The following is a 20,795-nucleotide window of genomic DNA, read 5'->3' as shown; positions in this document are numbered from 1 at the left end:
TGCGGCCTTCGTCGGGCAACCACGGCTAGGGTAAGATCTTCGAGCCGATCCTTGCTGCTGAAACGCGCTTCGCAGTGGCGGATGACAAATGCCACGCCCACGATCAACGATTTCCGGCCGCGGAGCGGCCGGCAGGGCATTGTCAAAGGCAATTCTGAATACTTCGTCTGGCGATGGGGTCGCGCTAAGCCGGCTTGGAAAACGTCCATAAATTCAGGGTCTGCGAGAACCGGTCCGAGCCTTCAACTCGAGTATTCGAGTTTCCTTTGACAGTGCCCCTCCCTGTCCTCACTACATTCCTCTGACAATGCCGTCTCAGCGCTTCGGAACACCGCCGAAGTCGCGCATCTGTCCGTGATCACCGGCCCCGTGGCCTCTCCGCCGCGGAAGGATGTCGACTGATGGGGATCGCGCGCTCCACCTACTACGATGGTCTCGCGCGAGCGGGCGACGACACCGCTTTGGTCGAGACGATGCACGGTATCAAGGATGAGTTCCATAAACGGGCCGCGGTGCGAGCCCGAGTGTGGCGCCGTCAGGGTTCCAGCGAAATCGTCGTCGTTTCATCTGGCGCTTCCCCGCGCCAGGAGATGATGGTCGCGTTGCGCTCACCGATATAGGCGAAGGCACCATCCTCTTCGATCAGCGGACGGTCGTGGCCCGGAACGATGATCGTGCCGGGCCGGGCGAGGGCCATCTCCCGGATCTTGCGGATCGTGGCGCGGCTGTCTTCCACCGACAGCGACATGTCCGCCTCGCCGGACAGGAACTCTGCCCGGTTTTTGGCGGCGTCGCTGGTGAAGATGACGTGCCAGTCGTTGTCTTCCAGCACGAAGATCAGATGTCCGGGCGTGTGGCCCGGGGCATGATGCGTGATCACGCCCGGCAGCACTTCGTCTCCCGGGCTGAGGCGCCGGGTGCGCTCGTGGCGATTGAGCGCCTCCACATGGAGCTCCGGCACCGGGGTGCGGCCCCAGGGTTCTCCGACCGCCCACTCGAGCTCGCCGCCGCCGATGAAGAAGCTCGCGCACGGGAACATCGTCCAGTTCACGATGTGGTCGAAATGGGCGTGGGTGAGGATGACGTCGGTCACGTCCTCCGGCGCGAGCCCGAAATCGGCGAGGCGTTGCAGAAGCACACCGCGCACGCCGTAGCCGCCGGTGTCGATGAGCGCGACACGGTCGTGACCGCGCAGAAGCGCGATCGTGCTCCAGCCGAGAGCCCCGTGGCAGACGGACTTGCCGGGGAAACCGGTGACGAGAATGTCGATGCGCCAGGACCCCGAGGTCACCAGCGGGTCGGCGGTCGGCTTGGCTTGCATCACATTTGCCTTGGCAGGAACGTCGCGAGGCCGGGGATCAGCGTGACGACGATGAGGGCGATGAGGAGGAGCAGGAAGAACGGGAAGGTTGCCCGCGAGACCACGCCGATATCGCGTCGGGTGATCGACTGTAGAACGTAGAGATTGAGCCCCACCGGCGGCGTGATCTGCGCCATCTCGCAGACGATGACGATATAGACGCCGAACCAGATGACGTCGAAACCCGCGGCCTGGATCATCGGCATCACGATCGGCGTCGTGAGCACGACGATGGAAATCCCGTCGAGGAAGCAGCCGAGCACGACGAAGAGCAGCGTGAGCCCGGCAAGGAGGAGGGCCGGGCTGAGATCGAGGCCGGCGACACCGGCGGCGAGACGCTGCGGGATGCCGGTAAAGCCCATCGCATTGGAAAGAAACGCGGCGCAGACCAGGATGAATGTCAGCATGCAGGACGTGCGCATCCCGCCGACGATGCTCTGAAGGAACGACGCGCGCGTCAGCCCGCCGGACGCGGCCGAGAGCACGAAAGCACCGAAGACGCCCACCGCGGCCGCCTCGGTCGCCGTCGCGATGCCGGCATAGATCGATCCGATGACGCCGCCGATGAGGAGCACGATGGGGATCAGCATCGTCGACCGGCGGAGCTTTTCGACGAAGGTGGTCTCCGCCTCCACCGTGACGTCGCGCGCGAGGTCCGGGTTCATCAGCGAGCGCACCACGACATAGCCCATGAAGAGCACCACGAGCAGGATGCCGGGCAGGATGCCCGCGATGAAGAGGCGTGCGATCGAGACCTCGGCGGCGATGCCGTAGACGATCATCATGATCGACGGCGGGATCATCAGGCCGAGCGTGCCCGACCCCGCGAGGGTGCCGATCGCCATCCCCTCATTGTAGCCGCGCGCCTTGAGGGCCGGCATCGAGATCCGCCCCACCGTCGCGCTCGTCGCGGCCGACGAGCCGCAGACCGCCGCGAAGATTGCGCAGCCCAGGATGTTGACGTGAAGGAGCCGGCCCGGAAGGCGGGTGGTCCACACGCTGAGGCCGGAGAAGAGGTCCTCCGACAGGCGCGAGCGGAAGAGGATCTCGCCCATCCAGATGAAGAGCGGCAGGGCGGTGAGGCTCCAGTTGGTCGACGCACTCCAGATCGTCGTCGCCATGACCTGACCGGCAGGGGCGCTGGTGAAAAGGCTCATGGCGATGAGCGCGGTGACGAGGAGCGTGGGCGCGATCCAGAACCCGGCCGCAAGGAACAGCAGCAGTGCTGCGAAGATAAGCGTGATGACGCCGCCGTCCATGAGACCGTCCGAGCGTTTGGAGTTTCTAGAGTGCAGAATCGGTGGCGGCGGCGCCGGTGAAGCGCGTGCCACCGCCGGAGAGGAGAAGCACCAGCTCTTCGAGGAGAACGATCGTCGCCATGCCGGAGCCGAGGACCAGCATGAGCTGCGGCATCCACAATGGCACGGGGACGAGGCCGATCGAGACGTCGTCGAACTGATAGGAGACCCAGGCCATGTCGCCCGTCATCACGGTCACGAAGCCGAAAAGGGCCGTGGCCGCTGCAACGTTCAGAACCTCGATCGCGCGCTGCGGCCGCTCCGGCAGCGCCTTCAGCGCCAAGAGCACGCGGATGTGCCCGCCGGCACGGAAAGTGCCGGCGAGCCCGAGGAAAGTGACGCCGGCCATCGCGAACGCCGCAAAGTCCACAGCCGACGGCACCATCGCGCCGAAGAGCCGCCCCACGATCTGGGCCAGGATGAACGCCGCGATGGCGAACAGGCCGATGCACGCGAGGACTTCCGAAATCCGGCAGCCGAAATCGATCGCAGCGCGCACCGCCCGCACGAGGGTCACTGCCCGGTCCATCCCATCGTCTCAGCGATGGTCTTGCCATCCTCGCCGGCCTGCTCGACCCAGGAGGAGATCATCTCGTTGCCGATCTTCTCCATCGCGGCAGCCACTTCGGGCGGCAGAGCATCGTGCGTCGTGATGCCGTTCGCCTGGAGCGTTTCCTTGGCTTCCACTTCCAGCGCCTTGGCCCGCTTCCAGCCGCGCTCCTCGGCCTGCTTGGCGACCTCGAGGATCGCGGTGCGCTGCTCTTCGCTGAGGCCGTCCCACGCCCGCTTGTTCACCGCCACGATGTTGCGCGGGGAGATGAAGGCGATGTCGTAGAAGTGGTTCAGATAGTCCCACGACTGAGTGTCGACGCCGGTCGTGCCGGAGGTGAACATCGCTTCGATGACGCCGGTCTGGAAGGCCTGTGGCACCTCGACGAACTGAACGTCGACGGGGCTCGCCCCCATCAGCTCGGCGAGGCGGGCGAGGATCGCGGTCTGTCCACGCATGCGCATGCCGCTGAAGTCGTCCATCGATTCCACGGCGTTCTTCGTATAGAGCCCGTTGCCCGGCCAGGGCACGGAGTAGAGCCCGACGAGGCCTTCCTTCTCGAGCCGCGCGTCGATCATGGGCTTTTGGGCCGCGTAGAGCTTCTTGGCCTCATCCTGACCGTTGGCGAAGAACGGCACGCTGTCGCCCTCGTAGATCGGATCCTCGTTGCCGTAGGCGGAGAGGAAGAACTCGGCGATCGGGATCTGGCCGGTCCTGAGGGCGCGCTTGATCTGCGCCATCGGGTACATCGATGCGCCGGAGTGAACGTCGATGGTGACGGCGCCGTCGGTCGCCTTTTCCACTTCGTCCGCGAACCAGTGCACGTTCTCGGTGTGGAAGTTTCCTTCCGGGTAGGGGGTTGCCATGGTCCAGGTCTCGGCCTGGGCGAGAGCCGGGGCAAGCGCCAGTGCACCGGCGCAGGCTGCCATCCTGAAGAGCTTCATTGTGTTCCTCCTTTTGTTTTTTCTGAAGGCTAAGAGCAGCCTCGTGAGATGGTCAACAATCCTGTCGTCAGGTTTCGTCACTCGATCGGTCGGCCGGATCGAAAGTAGAACGAGAAGCCCCGCTGCCGGCCATATTGGGGCATGACCCTGTCGAGTTTGCCGGATGTGCCGAGCCGCCTCCTTCCCTCGCTCATGCGGGTGGCCGACGGTTGGGCTCGTCGATCGACTGCACGCCAAGTTCCTCGGCCCATGTGACGAGCCCGGCGAGAACCTCGGCGCTGACCGGGACGCCCTTAGAGAGCGCAGCGCGCCGGTGGCCGGCGGCACTGTCGCCGGGCACCCGGACTTGGGTCACGCCGGGGCCGGGCGGCGTCGCGCGGCACGCCTCCGCCATGAAGGTCGACTGGCGCAGGAAGTTGTCGCGCCCGCCGAACGCCTCCGGATCGATGACCTGGACGAAGATGGACTGAGCCGTTCCGGTCGGCCGGTCGGCGCGGCCGAAACCGGAGAGCCCCTGGGTCAGCATCTCCACGATGATGGCGAGGCCATACCCCTTGTGCCCTTTGAGGTTTCCGCCCAGCGGGAGGAGCGAACCGCCCCGATGCACCACCTCTTGCGGGTCGTCGGTCGGATGGCCATCGGCCGTGAGCGCCCATGCTTCGGGGAAGCGCTCGCCGCGCCGCGCGAGGGTCTGAGTCATGGTGGTCGTGGTGATCGAGGCGGAGATGTCGATGATGACCGGGTCGCCATGTGTGGGAAAACCCGCGGCGAGCGGGTTGGGCGTGAAGAGTGGTACCGTGCCGCCGAAAGGCGCCATCCGTGACCCGGCCGGATTGGACGACTGAACGATGCCGACGAGCCCGTGCTCGGTGACACGACGCAGATACGCGGCCAGCGCGCCGGTGTGCTGACTGTTGAAGATCGCAACGGTCGCAACACCGTGCTCGGCCACGAACGCACACGCCTCCTCGAGCGCCCTGCGGATCAGCCAGTGGCCCGGCAGGCGCTTGCCGTCCCAGGTCGCGCAGGCACCGTGCCGGTGGATGATTTCAATATCGCCCCGCCCGGTCATTCGTCCGTCCCGCAGGTCCGAAAGATAGGTCGGAACCATGCTGACGCCGTGCGTGTGGTGGCCGATCAGGTCGCCTTCGACGATAACCTCGGCGACGATGTCCGCCTTCTCCGCCTCCATACCGGCGGCCTGCAACAGCGCCGAGGTGAAGGTCGTCAGTGCGTCCACCTCGATGAGGGCGGGCCCGTTTCGGGGGGCGGCTGCGGGATTGGTCATTGGCGGGTTTGCTCGGCCTCGGTCATGACGGGTGGACGCGAGCGTCGCTTCCGAACGAGGCGAATCAGCGGAAAGACGAGGACGAGGACGGTGAGGAGCACGATGACGAGCGAGATCGGCCGCTCGACAATGAACATGTAGTCGTTCTTGTGGATCAGCAGGCCGCGCCGCAGGTTCACCTCCGCCATCGGCCCCAGGATCACCGCGAGCACGGCCGGCGCGACGGGTATGTCCAGCTTCTCCATCGCGTAGCCGATGATGCCGAAAGCGAGACACATCCAGATGTCGAACACACTGTTCTGGATGGCGTAGGCACCGATGAACGTCATTGGGACAAGCATGGTCGTCAGCAGTACCGGCGGCACGCGCAGGACCTGGATGAAGAGCCGGGCGCCGAACCGGCCGAGGACGAACATGATCCCGGCCGTGAGCAGCATCTGAAGCATGAAGCCGTAGATCACGTCCGGATTTTCACGGAAGAGGCCCGGGCCCGGTTGCATGCCGTGGACGAGGAGACCGCCGAGGATAACGGCCGAGACGGCGTTGCCGGGCACGCCGAGGGTGAGCGCAGGAATCAGCGCGGTCGAGGAGTCGCCATTGTTGGCGCACTCGGCGGCGGCGAGACCGCGCGGCTCTCCCTTACCAAAGTCCTGCGGGTTGCGCGACGAGCGCTTCTCCTCGTTCCAGGCGAGGAAGGCAGCGATGTTGCCACCGGCGCCGGGAATGATGCCAACGATGCAGCCGATGATCGAGGCGCGCGTCCAGGTCTTCCAGAACATCAGCCAGTCTCGCAGCCGGATCCGGCTCCGGTTGAGGACGAGGAGGTCGCCGCTCGCACCGTGCTTCACCGCCTGCTCCGCCATGATGAGCGCGGGCGGGATTGCGTAGAGCCCTGTCAGCAGGACCACCATGTCGAATCCGCTCAGAAGGTGCATGCTGTCGAAAGTGTAGCGTTCGTGGCCGGACGTCGGGTCAATGCCGACGACGCCGATAAAGAGGCCGAAACAGGCGCTGAGCATCCCCTTGACGGGGTCGTCACCGAGGAGGACCGAGATGCTGGCAAGGCCGAAGACGGCAAGCATGAAGTATTCGGCCGGCCCGAAACTCAGCGCGAAGCGGGCCAGCGGCGGTGCGAGCGTCATGAGAACGAGCGCGCTGACGACGCCGCCGATCGACGAAGAGACCAGCGCAACGCGCAGCGCGTAGGCCGCCTCGCCGCGCTGCGCCATCGGGTATCCGTCGAACGTCGTCGCGATGGCGGCGGGCGTGCCGGGGATTCGCAGGAGCACGGCCGGAATCGCCCCGCCGTACATCGCGCCCTGGTAGATGCCGGCGATCATGCCGAGGCCCATCAGCGGTTCCAGCGAAAACGTCACCGGGATGAGCACGGCGATGCCCAGCGTCGCCGTCAGCCCCGGCAGGGCGCCGATGCAGATGCCGCCGGCGACCCCGATGACCATGGCAAAGATCACCGGAAAGGTAAGGACGTGCCCAAGCGCGGAGATGATCACATCGAACATGGCGTATGGGGCCCCTCGGCGATCGCTCGCGCCTAGTGGATCTGAAAGAATTCGGGCGGTAGAGGGCGTTCGAAGATCACGACGAACACCAGGTAGATGAAGAGGACGAACCCCGCGGCGGTGGCGATGACGACGAGCGGCCGCCGGTAGCCGAGGAGGAGGCTGGTGGCGATCACGAAGAGCCCCGACGCGGAGAAGTAGCCGATGAGATCGATGAGGGCCGCATAGGCGACCGCGCAGGCAAAGAAGATCGCGATGTTGGCTGGGTTCGCGATCAGCTTACGCGGCGCTTCCACCACCCCCCGCCGTGCGCGCGACACCCGTTTCACCTGCGCCGAGACACCCCAGATCACGGAGAGCACGGCCGCGAGGATGAGGATCATACGTGGAAACAGGGCGGCCCCGGCCGGCATCTCGTCGAGAAACGTCCACGCCCAGATCGAGAAGGCAAAGACTATCAGCGAACCAATGCTGTCCTTGTCGAGACGCGTCACGGCAGAACCCTGTTCATGGCGGTGAAGGGGAGGAGGCCGGAAGCGGTACGTGCCGCCACCGGCCGGCGAGGCGGACCTACTCTTTCCAGGGATCCTCGGCCCAGAGGTCCTTCATGTCTGCATCCATCCTCTGAAGGAGAACCAGGTATTCGTCGTGCGGCATGTAGCGGAGCGGAAGCTTCTGCTGCTTCGCTGCCGCCTGGAACTCCGGGTCGGCCATCGTCTTCTCGATCGACGTTCGCAGCTTCCCGAGAATGTCTTCGGGGACACCTTTTGGAGCCGCCATGCCACGATGGGCGGCGATCGCCACGTCGAAGCCCTGCTCCGCGAAGGTCGCGATGTCCGGCGCCTCTTCCCAGCGCTCGTCGCTCATGATCCCGAGCGTGCGTAGCTGGCCCTCGTTGACGAAGTCGACGGCCTCGCTGACGTTGAACGAGCCGATGTCGATGTGACCGCCGAGGACGGCGGCGCGGACCGGTCCGCCACTGTTATAGGGGACGTGCGTGAACTCGATCCCGGCCGCCTTCTCGAACATCAGCATCGCGAGGTGATCGTCACCGCCGACACCCGAGGTGCCCACAGTCAGCGTACCCGGGTTTTCCTTAGCGTAGGTGATGAGGTCGTCGAGTGTCTCGAACTCGCTATCCGCGCTAACGTTGAATGCGGCCGCGTCAGTGACGAGGTTTGCCAGCGGCTCGAAGCTCTCCAGCATGTGGAAGGCTGCCTTCCGCTCGATCGGTATGGCGATCATGTGCGGCAGGTTGATCATGCCGATCGTGTAGCCGTCGGGCTTGGCCTCCGCGAGAGTCGTCGCGCCAATCTCGGTACCGGCGCCGGGCTTGTTGATCACCGTGATCGATGCGCCGTCGCCCAGATACTTCTCCATGAACGGAACGATCGTGCGCGCCATGACGTCCGTCCCGCCGCCCGGCGACGCGGCGACGATCATGCTGATCGGCCGCTCCGGATACTCCGCGAGCGCGGCGCCTGCTGAGCCGAGCGTGACCGCGAGGGCCGCGCCCGCGCCCAGCAGGCCGCGGCGGTTTATGGTCTTGGTTATCATGATCTCCTCCCGACTTTTGTTGTTGTCGCAGCGTGCCTTGCCGATGGTCCGGCCACAGGCATACTTTTCAGCTAGGCCTCCTGCCAGGAAATGACCGCGAGGCGAGCGACGACGTCTTCGATGAAGTTGAAGCCGAGGCCCGGTTCTTCGGTCAGTAGAATGCGGCCGTCGCGAACTCTGACGTCCACGTCGATGAGCTGCTGGAGATTGACGATGCGCTGGTCTGGGAAATACTCGACGAAAAGGCCGTTGGGCGCGGACGCGATAAGCGGCATGTGGAACTCGTGCCAGGCATGGGTGCAGACCGGCAGGCCGAACGCCGAGGCGAGAGCCGCGATGCGCCGCCATTCGGTAATCCCGCCACAGGCGAATACGTCGGGCTGCAAAAATGCCGCCGCCTCGTTCTGGATGAGTTCACGGAACCTCCATCGCCCCGCCTCCACCTCACCGGTCGCTACCGGAACAGGGCTCACTCGTGCCAGCCGCGCATGGTTCTCTATATCGTCCGGACTGAAAGGCTCTTCGATCCAGTAAGGGTGGAGGTCGCCGACGCGGCTCAGAAACTGCATCGCCTCCGCCACGTCGGACCAAGAGTTGTTGGCGTCCATCATCAGGTGCCGGTCCGGCCCGATCGCCTCGCGCGCGGCAGCGACTCGGCGTTCGTCGATCGCCGGGCTCGCGCGGCCTACTTTCATCTTCATCGCCGAGAAGCCGGACTCGCAGTAGGCTTGCATCTCCTCGGCAAGCTGAACCTCATCGTCGGTCTCGCGGTAGTAGCCGCCGCTCGCGTACGCCGGCACAGAGCCTTCATGGTAGGCGCCTAGATATTTCCAGAGCGGTTGCTTCGCGGCTCTGGCGTTCCGGTCCCACAGGGCGATGTCGAGCGCCCCGAGCGCGCGCATCACCGAGCCGGTGCGGCCCTGAAGCAGCGCCTCCTTGTACATCGCCGTCCAGAGCGCCTCGGTCGCGTGGGGGTCGCGGCCGTTCAGGACCGGGGCAAGGAGCTGCTGCACGGCGATATGGCAGAGCTCGCCGCCGCGGTCGCCACAGTAGGTCGCGCCGATACCCTCCACCCCGTCGCTGCAACGGACGCGCACCAGCAAGTATTGACGCGACGCGACACGGCGCGTGGAAAACACCGCGGGGGAGTCGAGCGGACAGTCGACGAGTGCGCTGCGGATCGATTCAATTCTTGGCACCAGCGACCTTCTTCCTCTCGGTCCCGCGGCTACGAGCATGGCGTAACCGTCTGAAATGATTCGGCTCCAAAGCTCGCCGACGCACTCTTTTTCGCCACCTACTGTGATGCTAGTATACAAGCTTGTCAACGACCGAAGGGATCGGAGATGGATGGCGAATTTCGGTCAGGACATCGTTGTTGCAGAGGGAAGACAATTCCGGCGATGCTCACAGCATGAATGAGCGATCGACACCGACCGCCGACCCGCTGGGCTATGAGCCCGCGGAGCGCGTGCCTGAAGTCCGACCGAAGGACGGTGCAATCGAGCGCGGCCAGCCGACGCGAAGCCAGATCTACGACCGCATCCTCGACGATGTGGTGTCGCTGCGCCTGAAGCCCGGCCAGCCGGTCTCGGTGAAGGATATTGCGGCTGAGTTCGGCGTCAGCCGCTCACCGGTGCGCGAAGCGGTGATCCGCCTGACCGACGCGGGCTTCGTTGAGGTCTATCCGCAGTCGGGCACTCGGGTCGCGCCGATCCGGATGGACATTGTCCGCCGGGTCTATTTCGTGCGCACGGCGATCGAAATGGCGCTGGTCGAGGCGCTCGCCCGGGAGCACAAGCCTAGGCATATCGTGGCGCTGCGCAAGATCATCGGGCGGCAGGCCAAGAGCGCCGTGAACGAAAACGTCGAGCAGTTCTACAGGCTCGACGAACAATTCCATGAGGCGATTGCGGAATTTGTCGGTCATACTGGCCTCTGGTCTTCCGTCGAAAGTCAACGGCAGCATATCGACAGGCTTCGTCGGCTGATCCTTCCGCAGCCCGCGCGACTGCGCGAGATCATCGCCGAGCATGGCGCCATCGTCGACTGCATCGAGGCGTCCGACAGCGAGGGAGCGCGCCACGCCATGACAAATCACCTCTCCCAGGTTCTGAAGATCCAGAACGCGCTGAAGGAGAAGTATCGGGAGTATTTCTCGCCGTAATTCGCCTCCGGTTATCAGTTATCGGATAGTTCGGGGCTGCTGATCGGTCGGCTGGCGGCGACACTTCTGGGAGCTGATGCCTGGAAGGAGGGAAGCCATGAGCCGATGCGCCGCATTGGACCTGTCAATGGAGACGGCCCCGATCTGCGGCGGTGCCGATCGCATCGATGCCGTGATCGATGATGGCGGCCAGCACGTGGAAGCACCCACTTCTTCTGTCGTCCAGCCGAGGACGTTTCCGCCGAAAACGATCGGTGCGATGGGGAGGCCGGTCGCGCCAAGCCTGCCCCTGTGCATCGAAAATTTCCGGTCAGATCAGGGCGCCGCCGCCGTCGACATAGACTGTTGCGCCGGTCATGTAGGGGTTGGCCATGAAGGCGAGGGCATGCGCGGCGATATTCTCCGGCGTGCCGACCCGTCCGACGGGAAGCCGCTGGGCGGCGTTCTCGAACATCGCCTTGCGGCCGTCTCCCTCGAGGGTGTCGAGCATCTCGGTCTGGACGAGGCCGGGGGAGACGCAGTTGACGCGCACCGGCGCGAACTCGAGAGCGAGCCCGCGGGTGAGGCCCTCGAGCGCGGCGAATTCAACCAACAACCCGGCGAGCGCAGCGCTCCAAAGGGAAGACGCTACCGTCACAATCCCAAACCGCATCAGAAGTGAGTCAGGCCCTCTTTTGGACGCCTATCCGGGGTTTCCGTTAAATGCCGTTTGACAGAACGGCGTCCAGCACCAGCAGCGATCCAAATAGAGAAGGTTCGACTCCAGACCCGTCCCTTCCGCAACTCCCGCGCCAGAAATCTGCGGATGGTCCTGGGCATCGCGCCCGCCGAGGCTGATCGCAACACTCTTCGACGTTCCGCCGTATGCGGAGCGCGCGGATGAGAGCGCCCCGCGGGATCTTGCCGATCGTCGTCCGGCCGACCCCGCGGGGCCCGCACAGGATTAAGCCGGCCCGTCCGCGGCAAGGAAGAAGCGGATCATTGCGGCCGAAGCGTCGGGGCCGTCCGGGTCGGTGTAGGAACCGGCCTGCGATCCCCCCGCCCACGCGTGACCCATCCCCTCGACAATCCGCATCTCTGCGACGACGACGCCGTCCCGTTCGAGCCGATGCACGGTCTCCGATCGCCCGTTCGGCGGGCCGGCGATCCGCTCGACGCTGCGCCGGCCCACGGGCGACAGGTCTTCCATCGCGTCGAAGATCGACGCGGCGTTGCTGGGGACCACGGTCTTGTCGGCCGTGCCGTGGACGATGATCAGCCGCGGCTGCGCGTCCGTCGCCGGCCCGGCTCGGAGCGGGCCGCCGCTGCCATTCATTGCCGAGAACGCCGACATCACGTCGGATGCGGCACCGTAGCCGAGCCCGGAGTGGATCCCGACCGCAGCGTAGATCTCCGGATAGGTCGCCGCCACCACCGCCGCCATCGCACCGCCGGCTGACAGCCCGGCGACGAAGACCCGGCCGGAGGCGATGCCGAACTCGTCCCGCAGCGCCGTCGTAAGATCCGCAAGAATGGCGGGCTCGCCACTGCCGCGACGTTGATGGTTCGGGTCGAACCAGTTCCAGCACCCGGACATATTGGCCCGCCGCGACTGGCCCGGATACGCGACGAGGAGACCGTGCGCCGCCGCAAGGCGGTTCATGTCCGTTCCGGCGGCAAAGTCGTCCGGATCCTGGTTGCAGCCGTGCAGCATCACGATGAGGCCGTCCGGCATGCCCGACTTCGTTGCCGGGAGGTAGAGGCGGTAGTCACGGCTCCCCGAACGCCCTTGGAACGTGCGCGAGATGAACCGCGCGTCGGCGGGGGGTGTCCGTGGCGCAGCGGGGCCGTGGGGGGCAGAGCTTCGGGCACGTTGCGCCTTCAGCATCTTGACGACCTTGCCGAGCGGGTGGGTCGGCCGCCCGGTCGACTGCGGCTCGCCGCTCGGGACCCGCGCCGTCGCAAGCCGTGGCACGCCCGAGGGGTCACGCGGTGCGACGTGGCCGGGGGGCACTGGCGCGGCTTCTGCGTCGGGAGTGAACGCACTCGTGCCGCCGAGGTTGAGGGCGGACCGGATGATCGCCGTCGCCTGTTGAGGCTGTCCGTCGCGCACGGCCGCAGTCGCCTGACGCATGGCCGAGGCCAGATGTTTGTTCATGGAGATCCTTCGCCGGCGATGGCCGGCAGTACGAGTGTCCCGTCAGGCAATGCGGTCGGCGATTGCCGCCTTTACGTCCCGGCTCGCCTGGAGCGTACCGAGAACGGTGATCGAAGCGATCGTGGCCGCGGCGAGATCCGGCGTGACGTCGGCTGCGATCCGCATCAGCCCGACGACCTTGATGTGGAGCCGCTCGCCTGCCGCCCGCGCCGCTTCCAGCTCTTGCCTCGTGACGTCGCGCAGGCCGAGATCGAGCATGTGGCGATCGATCGCCCGCGAGACCTCACCAGCGTGCCCCGTGATCTGGTTGCGGATCGCCGTGCGAATGAAATCGGTGCGGTTCTGGTAGAACCCTTCCTGGACGAGCAGATCGATCCGGCCAAGGTCGACCGGACCAAGGTTGATCGTGATCTTTTCCGTCTCCATCCGCGCTCGACCAAAGGTCGCCTCTACCATCCGTGTGGATGGTATATGGATGGTTCTTGGAGGGTTGGCAAGTGCGGTGCGAGGCGCGTGCAAAGCTGGGACGGCCAAGCCGTACTGGGAGATCGACGCGGCTCGTCGCGAGGGGCTTCTGATCCTTACCGAGGCGGCGTCGAATGCGAGAGCCCTTGGCTTCCTGCGCACCTTTGTGGTGGCCCATGCCGACACCCTCGGCCGCATATCGGCAATCTCGGCAATCGCCTTCCGCACCCACACCCCGAACAAGGCCAGCTGCGCCGACGACCGACGCTGAAACGCTATCGATTGTTAGCGCGGGACGGATCAGAGAACGTTCGACCCCAGCGCCTCTCCGTCCGCCAAGCGGTTAGTCTAACCTCTTTATTGCTTGAATATTTTAGTCCCAAAGCGAGCGCGGTCCCACTACGGGTCCCACTTTGCCCGCTTGATCACTTCACTCGCAGATCGCTTCCGTCGATCACGAACGCGTGAGCGATGTGTCTCTCGACGCTCCGTTTCCGCGGATTTCACCATCTGGCAGGGCGATTCTCTCAGCTTTGGCTGACCATTTGATTTCTGACCGTAATGCAGAGAGGCCCTCAGGCCGGTGTGAGACAACCGTGTTCACAGCGAAACGCGGAGGCTCACATGGCCCCACTGGCATACTCTGTTTCGGACGCGGTTAAGGTGAGCGGCATTGGGCGCACGACGCTCTTCGCTGAGATCCGAGCCGGTCGCTTGCCGGCGAAGAAGCTCGGGGCGCGAACAATCGTGATCGCGGACGACCTTGCCGCCTATCTCGCGGCACTGCCCAGCGCCTGTCGGTCTCAAGGAACACAGCCGGGAACGGACTGGGGTTATCAGCGCCGACCGACGACATCAGTCGGCTAGATCCGGTGAGCGCGCCCGTCGAGCCAATGTTCCTGCTGCCGCGGGACCCCAACGAGCTGCCCACGGGGCCCGTCTGGGAGGAGTGGGTCAGGGACCCGCACTGGCTGGTCTGGGAGGCCCTCTGGGTTCCCCCTGCCGGCCCGGCTCAGCAAGGCAAGTGGACGAAGCCGCCCGTCGACCCGAGTGGCCGCAAGACCGACAGGGCCAGCGCCGCGAAGATGACGTTCGGGGAGGCGCTCGAATGCGCGAGCGACCTCAACCGCGGCGGACGGCGCTTCGGCATCGGATCGTGGCCTACCCCTGATGGTCCCGTGCGCTTCGGCGACATCAACCACGTCGACGACTGCCCGCTCCGGTTTGGCGTTCTGCAGCACATCCTGCGCGGTGACATGACGTATGTGGAGCGGTCGCCCTCGGGCAGCGGCGTGCGCGTCGTCTTCGCCGTCGACCCCTTCGAGCGCGACGATGACACGCCCCTCAGGGGCCGCGGCATCGAGTATTCGGGCAGCGGCGGCAACTTCTACAGTTTCACCGGTGCCCTCCTCAGCAAGCGCCGAACGATCGAGGTGGCGACCCGCGGCTACGACGTGATGATGGGCCTCATCGAGGCCGACCGTACCCAAAAACCGCCGAAGCAGCGCAAGCCCACGAAGGCGTTGGACCACGCATGGTTCGAGCGCCTCCACCTGGATGACAGGCTGGCGTGCGCGCGCGAGGCGGCCATCGCGATCTTCAAAGCGCGAGGGCCCCAGGCTGGCAGGAACCCCGGCGACCTCGACCCGTATGACGGGTGGATCGAGGTGGGCATGGCGCTGCACTGGTGCTTTGCCTACGAGGCCTCGGAGAGGGGGCTCGCGATCTGGCAAGAGGCCAGCAAGCCGGGGGCGAACTACGGCTGCGAGGCCGATTGCTACATGACGTCCGACGAGCGCTGCGCCGCTCTGCAGAAGTCGGGCACCTGCCGCTACTACTCGTGTTGCCGCCGTTGGAAAACTGACCCGGTCGCCGACTGAAAGCTGACCCACCCGATAGGCTTGGGCCCGACGCGATGCGGAGGGCCTGGATGATCGGAGTGGAGCTGTCGATGGAGATCCGGGTGTTGGCCAAGTATGGCAAAGGGGTGCGAGAGATCGCGCGGGAGGTGGGCGTGTCGCGCAACACCGTGCGGCGCTATCTGCGAGACGAAGAGGCGTCGCGCTACAAGGAGCGGCCGGCACGTCCGGCGAAGATCGATCCGTTCGAGGGCTATAACAGCGAGCGTCTGGCGTCCGCGGCGCCGGACCTGATCCCGGCGAAGGTGCTGTTCGACGAGATCCGCGATCGCGGCTATGGCGGCGGCTACACGATGGTGAAGGTGTTCGTGGCGACGCTCAAACCGGCGCCGAAGCCCGAGCCGGTCGTGCGCTTCGAGACGACGCCGGGTCAGCAAATGCAGGTCGACTGGGCGACGATCCGGAGGGGACGGAACCGACTGTCGGTCTTCGTCGCGACGCTCGGCTGGAGCCGGGCGGCCTACGTGGAGTTCGTCACCGACGAGCGCGTCGAGACGCTGATCGCCTGCCACGAGCGGGCCTTCCTGGCGCTCGGCGGCGTGCCGCGCGACGTGCTCTATGACAACGTGAAGACCGTCGTGATCGACCGGGATGCCTATGGACCGGGCCGGCACCGCTTCCACGCCGGCTTCCTCGACTTCGCCGGGCACTGAGGCTTCCGCCCACGCCTGTGCCGTCCCTATCGCGCGCAGACGAAGGGCAAGGTGGAGCGCTTCATCCGCTACGTGCGGGCGAGCTTCTATGTGCCGTTCGCGAGCCGCCTGGCGCAGGACGGAATCACCGTGGACGCCGCGGCAGCGAACGCCGCCGTGCGGCGCTGGCTGCGTGAGGTGGCCGATGCCAGGGTCCATGCCACCACCAAGGCCGTGCCGGCCGAGCGTCTGGCCGTCGAACGCGCGATGCTGCAGTCGATCCCGGCGCCCTATGGCGGGGAGATCGTTCGGTCTGATCCACGTCCGACACCGGTCCCGATCGTTGGCCTCCAGCACCCGCTGTCGATCTACGACGAGCTGATGCTGCCAGGAGCGGCGCGATGAACGCTCTGCAGCACGAGCGCATCGCCGACCTTTGTGCCGAGCTTCGGCTGAAGACGGTCGACACCGCCTGGACCGCGGCGGCGCAGGTTCAGGCCACGAAGGAGGGATCGGTCGGGGACTTCCTTGAGGACGTCCTGCGGGCCGAGGCCGAGGCTCGACGCGTGCGGGCTCGGGAGATGGCGGCACGCGTCGCCGGCTTCCCGGCGATCAAGACGCTGGAGAGCTACGACTTCGCGTTCGCCACCGGTGCACCGCGCAAGCAGCGCCTCGAACTCGCCAGCCTCGCCTTCGTCGAGCGGGCCGAAAACGTCGTGCTCCTGGGACCGTCCGGGGTCGGCAAGATGCACCTTGCGATCGCGCTCGGTCATCTGGCGACACAGAGGGCGATGAAGGTGCGCTTCACCACGGCGGCCGACCGCGTCCTGATGCTCGAGGCCGCCCAGCGCCAAGGCAGGCTGAAGGAGGCGATGCACCGCGCGGTCAACGTCTTACCTGCCGCTCGGCCGCGAGCAGGCCAACTTGTTCTTCCAGGTCGTCGCCAAACGCTACGAGCGCGGCTCGATGATCCTGACTTCGAACCCTACCTTCGGCTCCTGGGACCAGGCCTTCGCCGGCGAGACGGTGCTCACCGCGGCAATGCTCGACCGCATCCTGCACCACGCCGCGGTCGTCTCGATCCAGGGTGAGAGCTATCGCTTGAAGGATAAACGCAAGGCCGGCCTTATCGCCGCCACGGCTCCAAAGTGGGAGGCCGCCTGAACACGAGGGTGGGTCAGATTACGATCGGCGCGACCGCCGAAAGTGGGTCAGTTTTGGATCGGCGTTGACACTGGGAAGAGCTCACTAGATATCGTCGTCATCAATCAAATGATGGGGCTTCGCGAATCGCTCAAGCTCGTCTTGATCGTGAATGGTGATCAGCGTCCCATCAATTTCGATACCGCATTTTTGGAGGCTTTTGAACGCACGGCTCAAATTCTCGGCGGTCATGCCGAGCAGGGAAGCGAGGCGTTTCTTATCGCAAGGCAATTGAAACGCTGCACCAGCGCCGCTCTTCTGCTGCTCCCGAATCAGAAAATTGGCCACACGTTCAAGAGAATTTCGAAGCTTTAATTCCTTTGTGCTTTTGATGAGCGAGCGATATTGCTGCGCCAATTCGTCGACAACGGCGAATGCAAAATCACCATCAATACTGAAGGCAGCCCGAACGTCCTGGCTGGGTATCAGGGCGATCCGGCTTTTCGCGATTGTTCGGGCCGACATGAGATAAGGCGCATCTCGGATCGTTGCGGCCAGGATAAAGGTCGACACGGGCCTGACAATCGCCATGCTTGTCTCACGGTCATTCCAGCCCGAGAACAATTCCACCGACCCCGATAGCACGATGTGCAGGAAATCGCTCGGCTCGCCCTCTCCGATCAGATCGATCGACGGCGGAAAGTTCTGCACGTAGGCCCCACGCATAAGCAGCGCGAATTGCGCGTCATCCATCCCGCGGAACAGGTCGAGTTGGCGGACCTCTATCGGCTTGGGTTCGGTCATGGCGCGGCTGACGGCTCAATCATGACAAGATCGCCAGTTGTCACTGTTGGGCTTGATTAATGTCAAGATCTCACTTGATTCATATGAAATCGTCAATCTAGATTTTGCAGAAAGAAAGATGATAATTTTGAAGCCAGCAATTTTTTTAGTAATTTTCCGAAATATAATGACCTAGATCAAGTAATGTTCGCCGAAGGTGGCGCAACGGTGAGGGGCCCGGTTCGGGCGTCACTCAACGTTGCTCTCCGGAGGCACCGCCATCATGCTGACGCACGCCTTGCCCTCGCGCGCCGATCAGAAGCGCGCACTTGGGCTCAGCACCGTCTCTTTCACCGCATGCTTCGCCGTCTGGACGATTTTCTCGATCATCGGCGTCGCAATCAAGGACGAGCTCGGACTGACCGAGTCCCAGTTCGGCTTGCTCGTGGCGACGCCGATCCTCACCGGCTCCATCACCCGCCTCTTTCTCGGCGTCTGGACGGAGCGGTATGGGGGCCGGATCGTCTTCGCCACGCAGATGATCCTGACCGCACTGGCCACCTGGGCGCTGACGCTGGCGCACAGCTACACGATGTACCTGGTCGCGGCGCTGGGGATCGGTCTGGCCGGCGGCTCGTTCATCATCGGCGTCGCCTATGTCTCGCGCTGGTACGAGGCGGGCCGCCAGGGCACCGCGCTCGGCATCTTCGGCGCCGGCAATGTCGGCGCGGCGGTGACCAAGTTCGTCGCGCCGTTCGTCATGGTGGCGTTCGGCTGGCACGGTGTCGCCTACGTTTGGGCAGCCGGTCTCGCCCTGATGGGCATCGTTTTCTACCTGTTCGCCAAGGACGACCCGCAGATCGTCGAGCGGCGGGCGAAGGGCACAAGAGCTCCCTCCTTCGCAGAGCAGTTCGCTCCGCTGAAAAACCTCCAGGTGTGGCGCTTCTCGCTCTACTATTTCTTCGTCTTCGGTGCCTTCGTCGCGCTGGCGCTGTGGATGCCGCACTACCTGATCGACGTCTACGGGCTCGATGTCACGACGGCCGGCATGAGCGCCGCTGCCTTCTCGCTCTCGGCTTCGCTGTTCCGAGCCTATGGTGGCCATCTCAGCGACAAGTTCGGCGCGCGGTCTGTCATGTACTGGACCTTCGGCTTCAGCCTGGTGCTCCTGTTCATGTTGTCCTATCCGCCGACGGATTACGTGATCCACGGCGCCGAAGGCCCGATCGCCTTCTCCACCAGCATGGATCGCTGGCCCTTCGTCTTCATCCTGTTCGTGCTCGGCTTCTTCATGAGCCTGGGCAAGGCCGCGGTCTTCAAGCACATCCCGGTCTATTATCCCCAGCACGTCGGCGCGGTCGGTGGCCTCGTCGGAATGATCGGCGGGCTTGGCGGTTTCGTCCTGCCGATCGTGTTCGGCGCCGCGCTCGACCTCACCGGCATCTACACCTCGTGTTTCGCCATCCTCTTCGTTCTGGTCGCGGTCGCCCTCGCGTGGATGCATCTGTCGATCCGCGCAATGGAGCGCAGCGCGCACGGCGAGGCGCTCGACCGGCTCCCGGCCCTGCCGGAAATGCAGGAGATCCACGATCCCACGCGCACTGCCATGGCGCGCGTGCTGGATGACTGGCGCCCCGAAGACGCGACCTTCTGGCAGGAAAAGGGACGGCGGATCGCACGGCGCAATCTGTGGATCTCCATCCCGGCGCTGCTGCTGGCCTTCGCGGTCTGGATGGTCTGGTCGGTGGTGGTGGCGCGCCTGCCGGCGATCGGCTTCGAATTCTCGACCGCCCAGCTCTTCTGGCTCGCGGCGTTGCCGGGGCTGTCGGGCGCGACACTGCGCATCTTCTACAGCTTCATGGTGCCGATCTTCGGCGGCCGGTTGTGGACGACGCTGTCGACGGCATCGCTGCTCCTGCCCGCGATGGGCATCGGATACGCCGTCCAGAACCCTGACACGCCCTATCTGATCTTCCTGACGCTGGCGCTGCTGTGCGGCTTCGGGGGCGGCAACTTCGCCTCCTCGATGGCCAATATCGCCTTCTTCTTCCCCAAGGCGGAGAAGGGCAACGCGCTGGCCCTCAATGCCGGGCTCGGGAATCTCGGCGTCTCGGTCATGCAGTTCCTCGTCCCCATCGTCATCACCGCGGGCGTCTTCGGTGCCATGGGCGGCGCGCCGCAGACGTTGAGCGACGGGGGGCGGTTGTGGATGCAGAATGCGGGCTTCGTGTGGGTCCCGTTCATCATCCTCGCCACCGCCGCGGCGTGGGTCGGCATGAACGACATCGCCGATGCGCGGGCGAGCTTCCGCGAGCAGGCGATCATCTTCAGCCGCAAGCACAACTGGCTGATGTGCGTCCTCTACACCGGCACCTTCGGAAGCTTCATCGGCTACTCGGCCGGCTTCCCGCTGCTCACAAAGCTGGCCTTCCCGGAGGTGAACGCGTTGTCTTTCGTGTTCCTGGGGCCGCTCGTCGGTGCGCTCAGCCGCGCCGGGACCGGCTGGATCAGCGACCGCTTCGGCGGCGGGCGGGTCACGTTCTGGACCTTCGGTGGCATGATCCTGTCCGTCCTCGGCGTGATCGCCGCGCTGGGGGCAGGCAGCTTCGCCGGCTTCTTCGCCGGTTTCATGGCCCTCTTCTTCCTGACCGGCGTCGGCAACGCGTCGACCTTCCAGATGATCCCCGCGATCATGGGCAGGGAGGTGCCCCGTCTCATGCCGGAGCTCGGCGCCGCCGACGTCCGTCGCCAGACGGAGCGGGAAAGCGCCGCCATCATCGCATTCACGTCGGCGATCGCGGCCTACGGCGCCTTCTTCATCCCCAAGGCCTATGGCACGTCGATTTCGATGACCGGCGGGCCGGTGGCGGCGCTGTGGGGCTTCCTGGCGTTCTACGTCGCGTGCCTCGCCATCACCTGGGTCTTTTACACCCGGCCCGGCGGCCTCCTCCATGACATCGAGCGCGGCAGCGCCAAGCCGGTGCTCGCGAGCCAGCCCGCCCAGTGACATCCCGTCCGGGTGACGCCTGCCG

Annotated in this window: 18 protein-coding genes and 2 pseudogenes; 7 read left to right on the top strand and 13 right to left on the bottom strand. The window is 65.1% G+C overall.

Annotated elements, in window-relative coordinates:
• Positions 1 to 535: 535 nt before the first annotated feature.
• From DBV35_RS28470 to DBV35_RS28430, 9 genes are all read right to left on the bottom strand, one after another.
• Positions 536 to 1,321, bottom strand: coding sequence for an MBL fold metallo-hydrolase (locus DBV35_RS28470; protein WP_108663807.1), 786 nt, complete (start codon positions 1,319 to 1,321; stop codon positions 536 to 538).
• Entirely contained in the window at positions 1,321 to 2,619 is a 1,299-nt protein-coding gene (locus DBV35_RS28465) for a TRAP transporter large permease (RefSeq protein ID WP_108663806.1), read from the bottom strand. The genes DBV35_RS28470 and DBV35_RS28465 overlap by 1 nt, the downstream gene beginning before the upstream one ends.
• 25 nt (positions 2,620 to 2,644) lie before the next feature.
• Positions 2,645 to 3,187 carry a TRAP transporter small permease gene (locus DBV35_RS28460; RefSeq protein WP_108663805.1) on the bottom strand — a complete coding sequence of 181 codons (543 nt, stop codon included), beginning with the start codon at positions 3,185 to 3,187 and terminating at the stop codon, positions 2,645 to 2,647.
• Positions 3,172 to 4,152: a TRAP transporter substrate-binding protein gene (locus DBV35_RS28455; RefSeq protein ID WP_108663804.1), complete on the bottom strand. Its 981-nt coding sequence runs from the start codon at positions 4,150 to 4,152 to the stop codon at positions 3,172 to 3,174. Before DBV35_RS28455 ends, DBV35_RS28460 begins: the two co-directional genes overlap by 16 nt.
• Positions 4,153 to 4,342: 190 nt before the next feature.
• The gene (locus tag DBV35_RS28450; RefSeq protein WP_108663803.1) at positions 4,343 to 5,440 is read right to left on the bottom strand and encodes an Ldh family oxidoreductase; all 1,098 of its coding nucleotides are present in this window, start codon (positions 5,438 to 5,440) and stop codon (positions 4,343 to 4,345) included.
• Positions 5,437 to 6,960, bottom strand: a complete 1,524-nt coding sequence (locus tag DBV35_RS28445; protein WP_108663802.1) for a tripartite tricarboxylate transporter permease — start codon at positions 6,958 to 6,960, stop codon at positions 5,437 to 5,439. The genes DBV35_RS28450 and DBV35_RS28445 overlap by 4 nt, the downstream gene beginning before the upstream one ends.
• A gap of 32 nt (positions 6,961 to 6,992) precedes the next feature.
• Positions 6,993 to 7,454 (bottom strand): tripartite tricarboxylate transporter TctB family protein, encoded by a 462-nt coding sequence (locus DBV35_RS28440; RefSeq protein WP_157962044.1) that lies wholly within the window; start codon positions 7,452 to 7,454, stop codon positions 6,993 to 6,995.
• Positions 7,455 to 7,530: 76 nt separating this feature from the next.
• Positions 7,531 to 8,517, bottom strand: coding sequence for a tripartite tricarboxylate transporter substrate binding protein (locus DBV35_RS28435; protein WP_108663800.1), 987 nt, complete (start codon positions 8,515 to 8,517; stop codon positions 7,531 to 7,533).
• A 71-nt stretch (positions 8,518 to 8,588) separates the two neighbouring features.
• A complete protein-coding gene (locus DBV35_RS28430) occupies positions 8,589 to 9,716 on the bottom strand; it encodes a mandelate racemase/muconate lactonizing enzyme family protein (RefSeq protein WP_108663799.1) in 1,128 nt (375 codons plus the stop codon).
• A gap of 179 nt (positions 9,717 to 9,895) precedes the next feature.
• Here DBV35_RS28430 and DBV35_RS28425 point away from each other — a divergent pair, with 179 nt between their 5' ends.
• On the top strand, positions 9,896 to 10,684 hold the full coding sequence (locus tag DBV35_RS28425) for a GntR family transcriptional regulator (protein WP_157962043.1): 789 nt from the start codon (positions 9,896 to 9,898) through the stop codon (positions 10,682 to 10,684).
• 310 nt (positions 10,685 to 10,994) lie between these two features.
• On the opposite strand, the gene DBV35_RS28420 is transcribed toward DBV35_RS28425, so the two are convergent.
• The 3 genes from DBV35_RS28420 to DBV35_RS28410 form a co-directional block, all read right to left on the bottom strand.
• Entirely contained in the window at positions 10,995 to 11,276 is a 282-nt protein-coding gene (locus DBV35_RS28420; RefSeq protein WP_205648924.1) for an SDR family oxidoreductase, read from the bottom strand.
• Positions 11,277 to 11,627: 351 nt separating this feature from the next.
• Positions 11,628 to 12,821, bottom strand: coding sequence for an extracellular catalytic domain type 1 short-chain-length polyhydroxyalkanoate depolymerase (locus DBV35_RS28415; protein ID WP_108663796.1), 1,194 nt, complete (start codon positions 12,819 to 12,821; stop codon positions 11,628 to 11,630).
• Positions 12,822 to 12,863: 42 nt separating this feature from the next.
• On the bottom strand, positions 12,864 to 13,277 hold the full coding sequence (locus DBV35_RS28410; RefSeq protein WP_108663795.1) for a CopG family transcriptional regulator: 414 nt from the start codon (positions 13,275 to 13,277) through the stop codon (positions 12,864 to 12,866).
• A 19-nt stretch (positions 13,278 to 13,296) separates the two neighbouring features.
• Here DBV35_RS28410 and DBV35_RS28405 point away from each other — a divergent pair, with 19 nt between their 5' ends.
• The 5 genes and pseudogenes from DBV35_RS28405 (at position 13,297) to istB (ending at position 17,001) form a co-directional block, all read left to right on the top strand.
• The gene (locus tag DBV35_RS28405) at positions 13,297 to 13,557 is read left to right on the top strand and encodes a hypothetical protein (RefSeq protein ID WP_108663794.1); all 261 of its coding nucleotides are present in this window, start codon (positions 13,297 to 13,299) and stop codon (positions 13,555 to 13,557) included.
• A 290-nt stretch (positions 13,558 to 13,847) separates the two neighbouring features.
• Entirely contained in the window at positions 13,848 to 14,153 is a 306-nt protein-coding gene (locus tag DBV35_RS31410) for a helix-turn-helix domain-containing protein (protein ID WP_342752404.1), read from the top strand.
• Between the two features lie 5 nt (positions 14,154 to 14,158).
• Entirely contained in the window at positions 14,159 to 15,166 is a 1,008-nt protein-coding gene (locus DBV35_RS28395) for a PriCT-2 domain-containing protein (protein ID WP_157962042.1), read from the top strand.
• A 50-nt stretch (positions 15,167 to 15,216) separates the two neighbouring features.
• Positions 15,217 to 16,242: pseudogene (istA, locus tag DBV35_RS28390) on the top strand (IS21 family transposase).
• Positions 16,239 to 17,001, top strand: a pseudogene (istB, locus tag DBV35_RS28385) (IS21-like element helper ATPase IstB). The pseudogenes istA and istB overlap by 4 nt, the downstream one beginning before the upstream one ends.
• An 84-nt stretch (positions 17,002 to 17,085) precedes the next feature.
• Here istB and DBV35_RS28380 read toward each other — a convergent pair.
• The gene (locus DBV35_RS28380) at positions 17,086 to 17,784 is read right to left on the bottom strand and encodes a helix-turn-helix domain-containing protein (protein WP_108663792.1); all 699 of its coding nucleotides are present in this window, start codon (positions 17,782 to 17,784) and stop codon (positions 17,086 to 17,088) included.
• Positions 17,785 to 18,046: 262 nt separating this feature from the next.
• On the opposite strand from DBV35_RS28380, the gene DBV35_RS28375 reads away from it, so the two are divergent.
• Positions 18,047 to 20,770, top strand: a complete 2,724-nt coding sequence (locus tag DBV35_RS28375; protein WP_108663872.1) for a nitrate/nitrite transporter — start codon at positions 18,047 to 18,049, stop codon at positions 20,768 to 20,770.
• Positions 20,771 to 20,795 lie beyond the last annotated feature (25 nt).

The organism is Acuticoccus kandeliae (assembly GCF_003073115.1).
This window is presented reverse-complemented; position numbering and strand designations above follow the sequence as displayed.

Excerpts from the sequence above, each read along its gene's own strand:
- DBV35_RS28470 (WP_108663807.1), bottom strand. The coding sequence starts at position 1,321 with ATGCAAGCCAAGCCGACCGCCGACCCGCTGGTGACCTCGGGGTCCTGG.
- DBV35_RS28465 (WP_108663806.1), bottom strand. The coding sequence starts at position 2,619 with ATGGACGGCGGCGTCATCACGCTTATCTTCGCAGCACTGCTGCTGTTC.
- DBV35_RS28460 (WP_108663805.1), bottom strand. The coding sequence starts at position 3,187 with ATGGACCGGGCAGTGACCCTCGTGCGGGCGGTGCGCGCTGCGATCGAT.
- DBV35_RS28455 (WP_108663804.1), bottom strand. The coding sequence starts at position 4,152 with ATGAAGCTCTTCAGGATGGCAGCCTGCGCCGGTGCACTGGCGCTTGCC.
- DBV35_RS28450 (WP_108663803.1), bottom strand. The coding sequence starts at position 5,440 with ATGACCAATCCCGCAGCCGCCCCCCGAAACGGGCCCGCCCTCATCGAG.
- DBV35_RS28445 (WP_108663802.1), bottom strand. The coding sequence starts at position 6,960 with ATGTTCGATGTGATCATCTCCGCGCTTGGGCACGTCCTTACCTTTCCG.
- DBV35_RS28435 (WP_108663800.1), bottom strand. The coding sequence starts at position 8,517 with ATGATAACCAAGACCATAAACCGCCGCGGCCTGCTGGGCGCGGGCGCG.
- DBV35_RS28415 (WP_108663796.1), bottom strand. The coding sequence starts at position 12,821 with ATGAACAAACATCTGGCCTCGGCCATGCGTCAGGCGACTGCGGCCGTG.
- DBV35_RS28410 (WP_108663795.1), bottom strand. The coding sequence starts at position 13,277 with ATGGTAGAGGCGACCTTTGGTCGAGCGCGGATGGAGACGGAAAAGATC.
- DBV35_RS28405 (WP_108663794.1), top strand. The coding sequence starts at position 13,297 with ATGGTTCTTGGAGGGTTGGCAAGTGCGGTGCGAGGCGCGTGCAAAGCT.
- DBV35_RS31410 (WP_342752404.1), top strand. The coding sequence starts at position 13,848 with ATGCAGAGAGGCCCTCAGGCCGGTGTGAGACAACCGTGTTCACAGCGA.
- DBV35_RS28380 (WP_108663792.1), bottom strand. The coding sequence starts at position 17,784 with ATGACCGAACCCAAGCCGATAGAGGTCCGCCAACTCGACCTGTTCCGC.
- DBV35_RS28375 (WP_108663872.1), top strand. The coding sequence starts at position 18,047 with ATGCTGACGCACGCCTTGCCCTCGCGCGCCGATCAGAAGCGCGCACTT.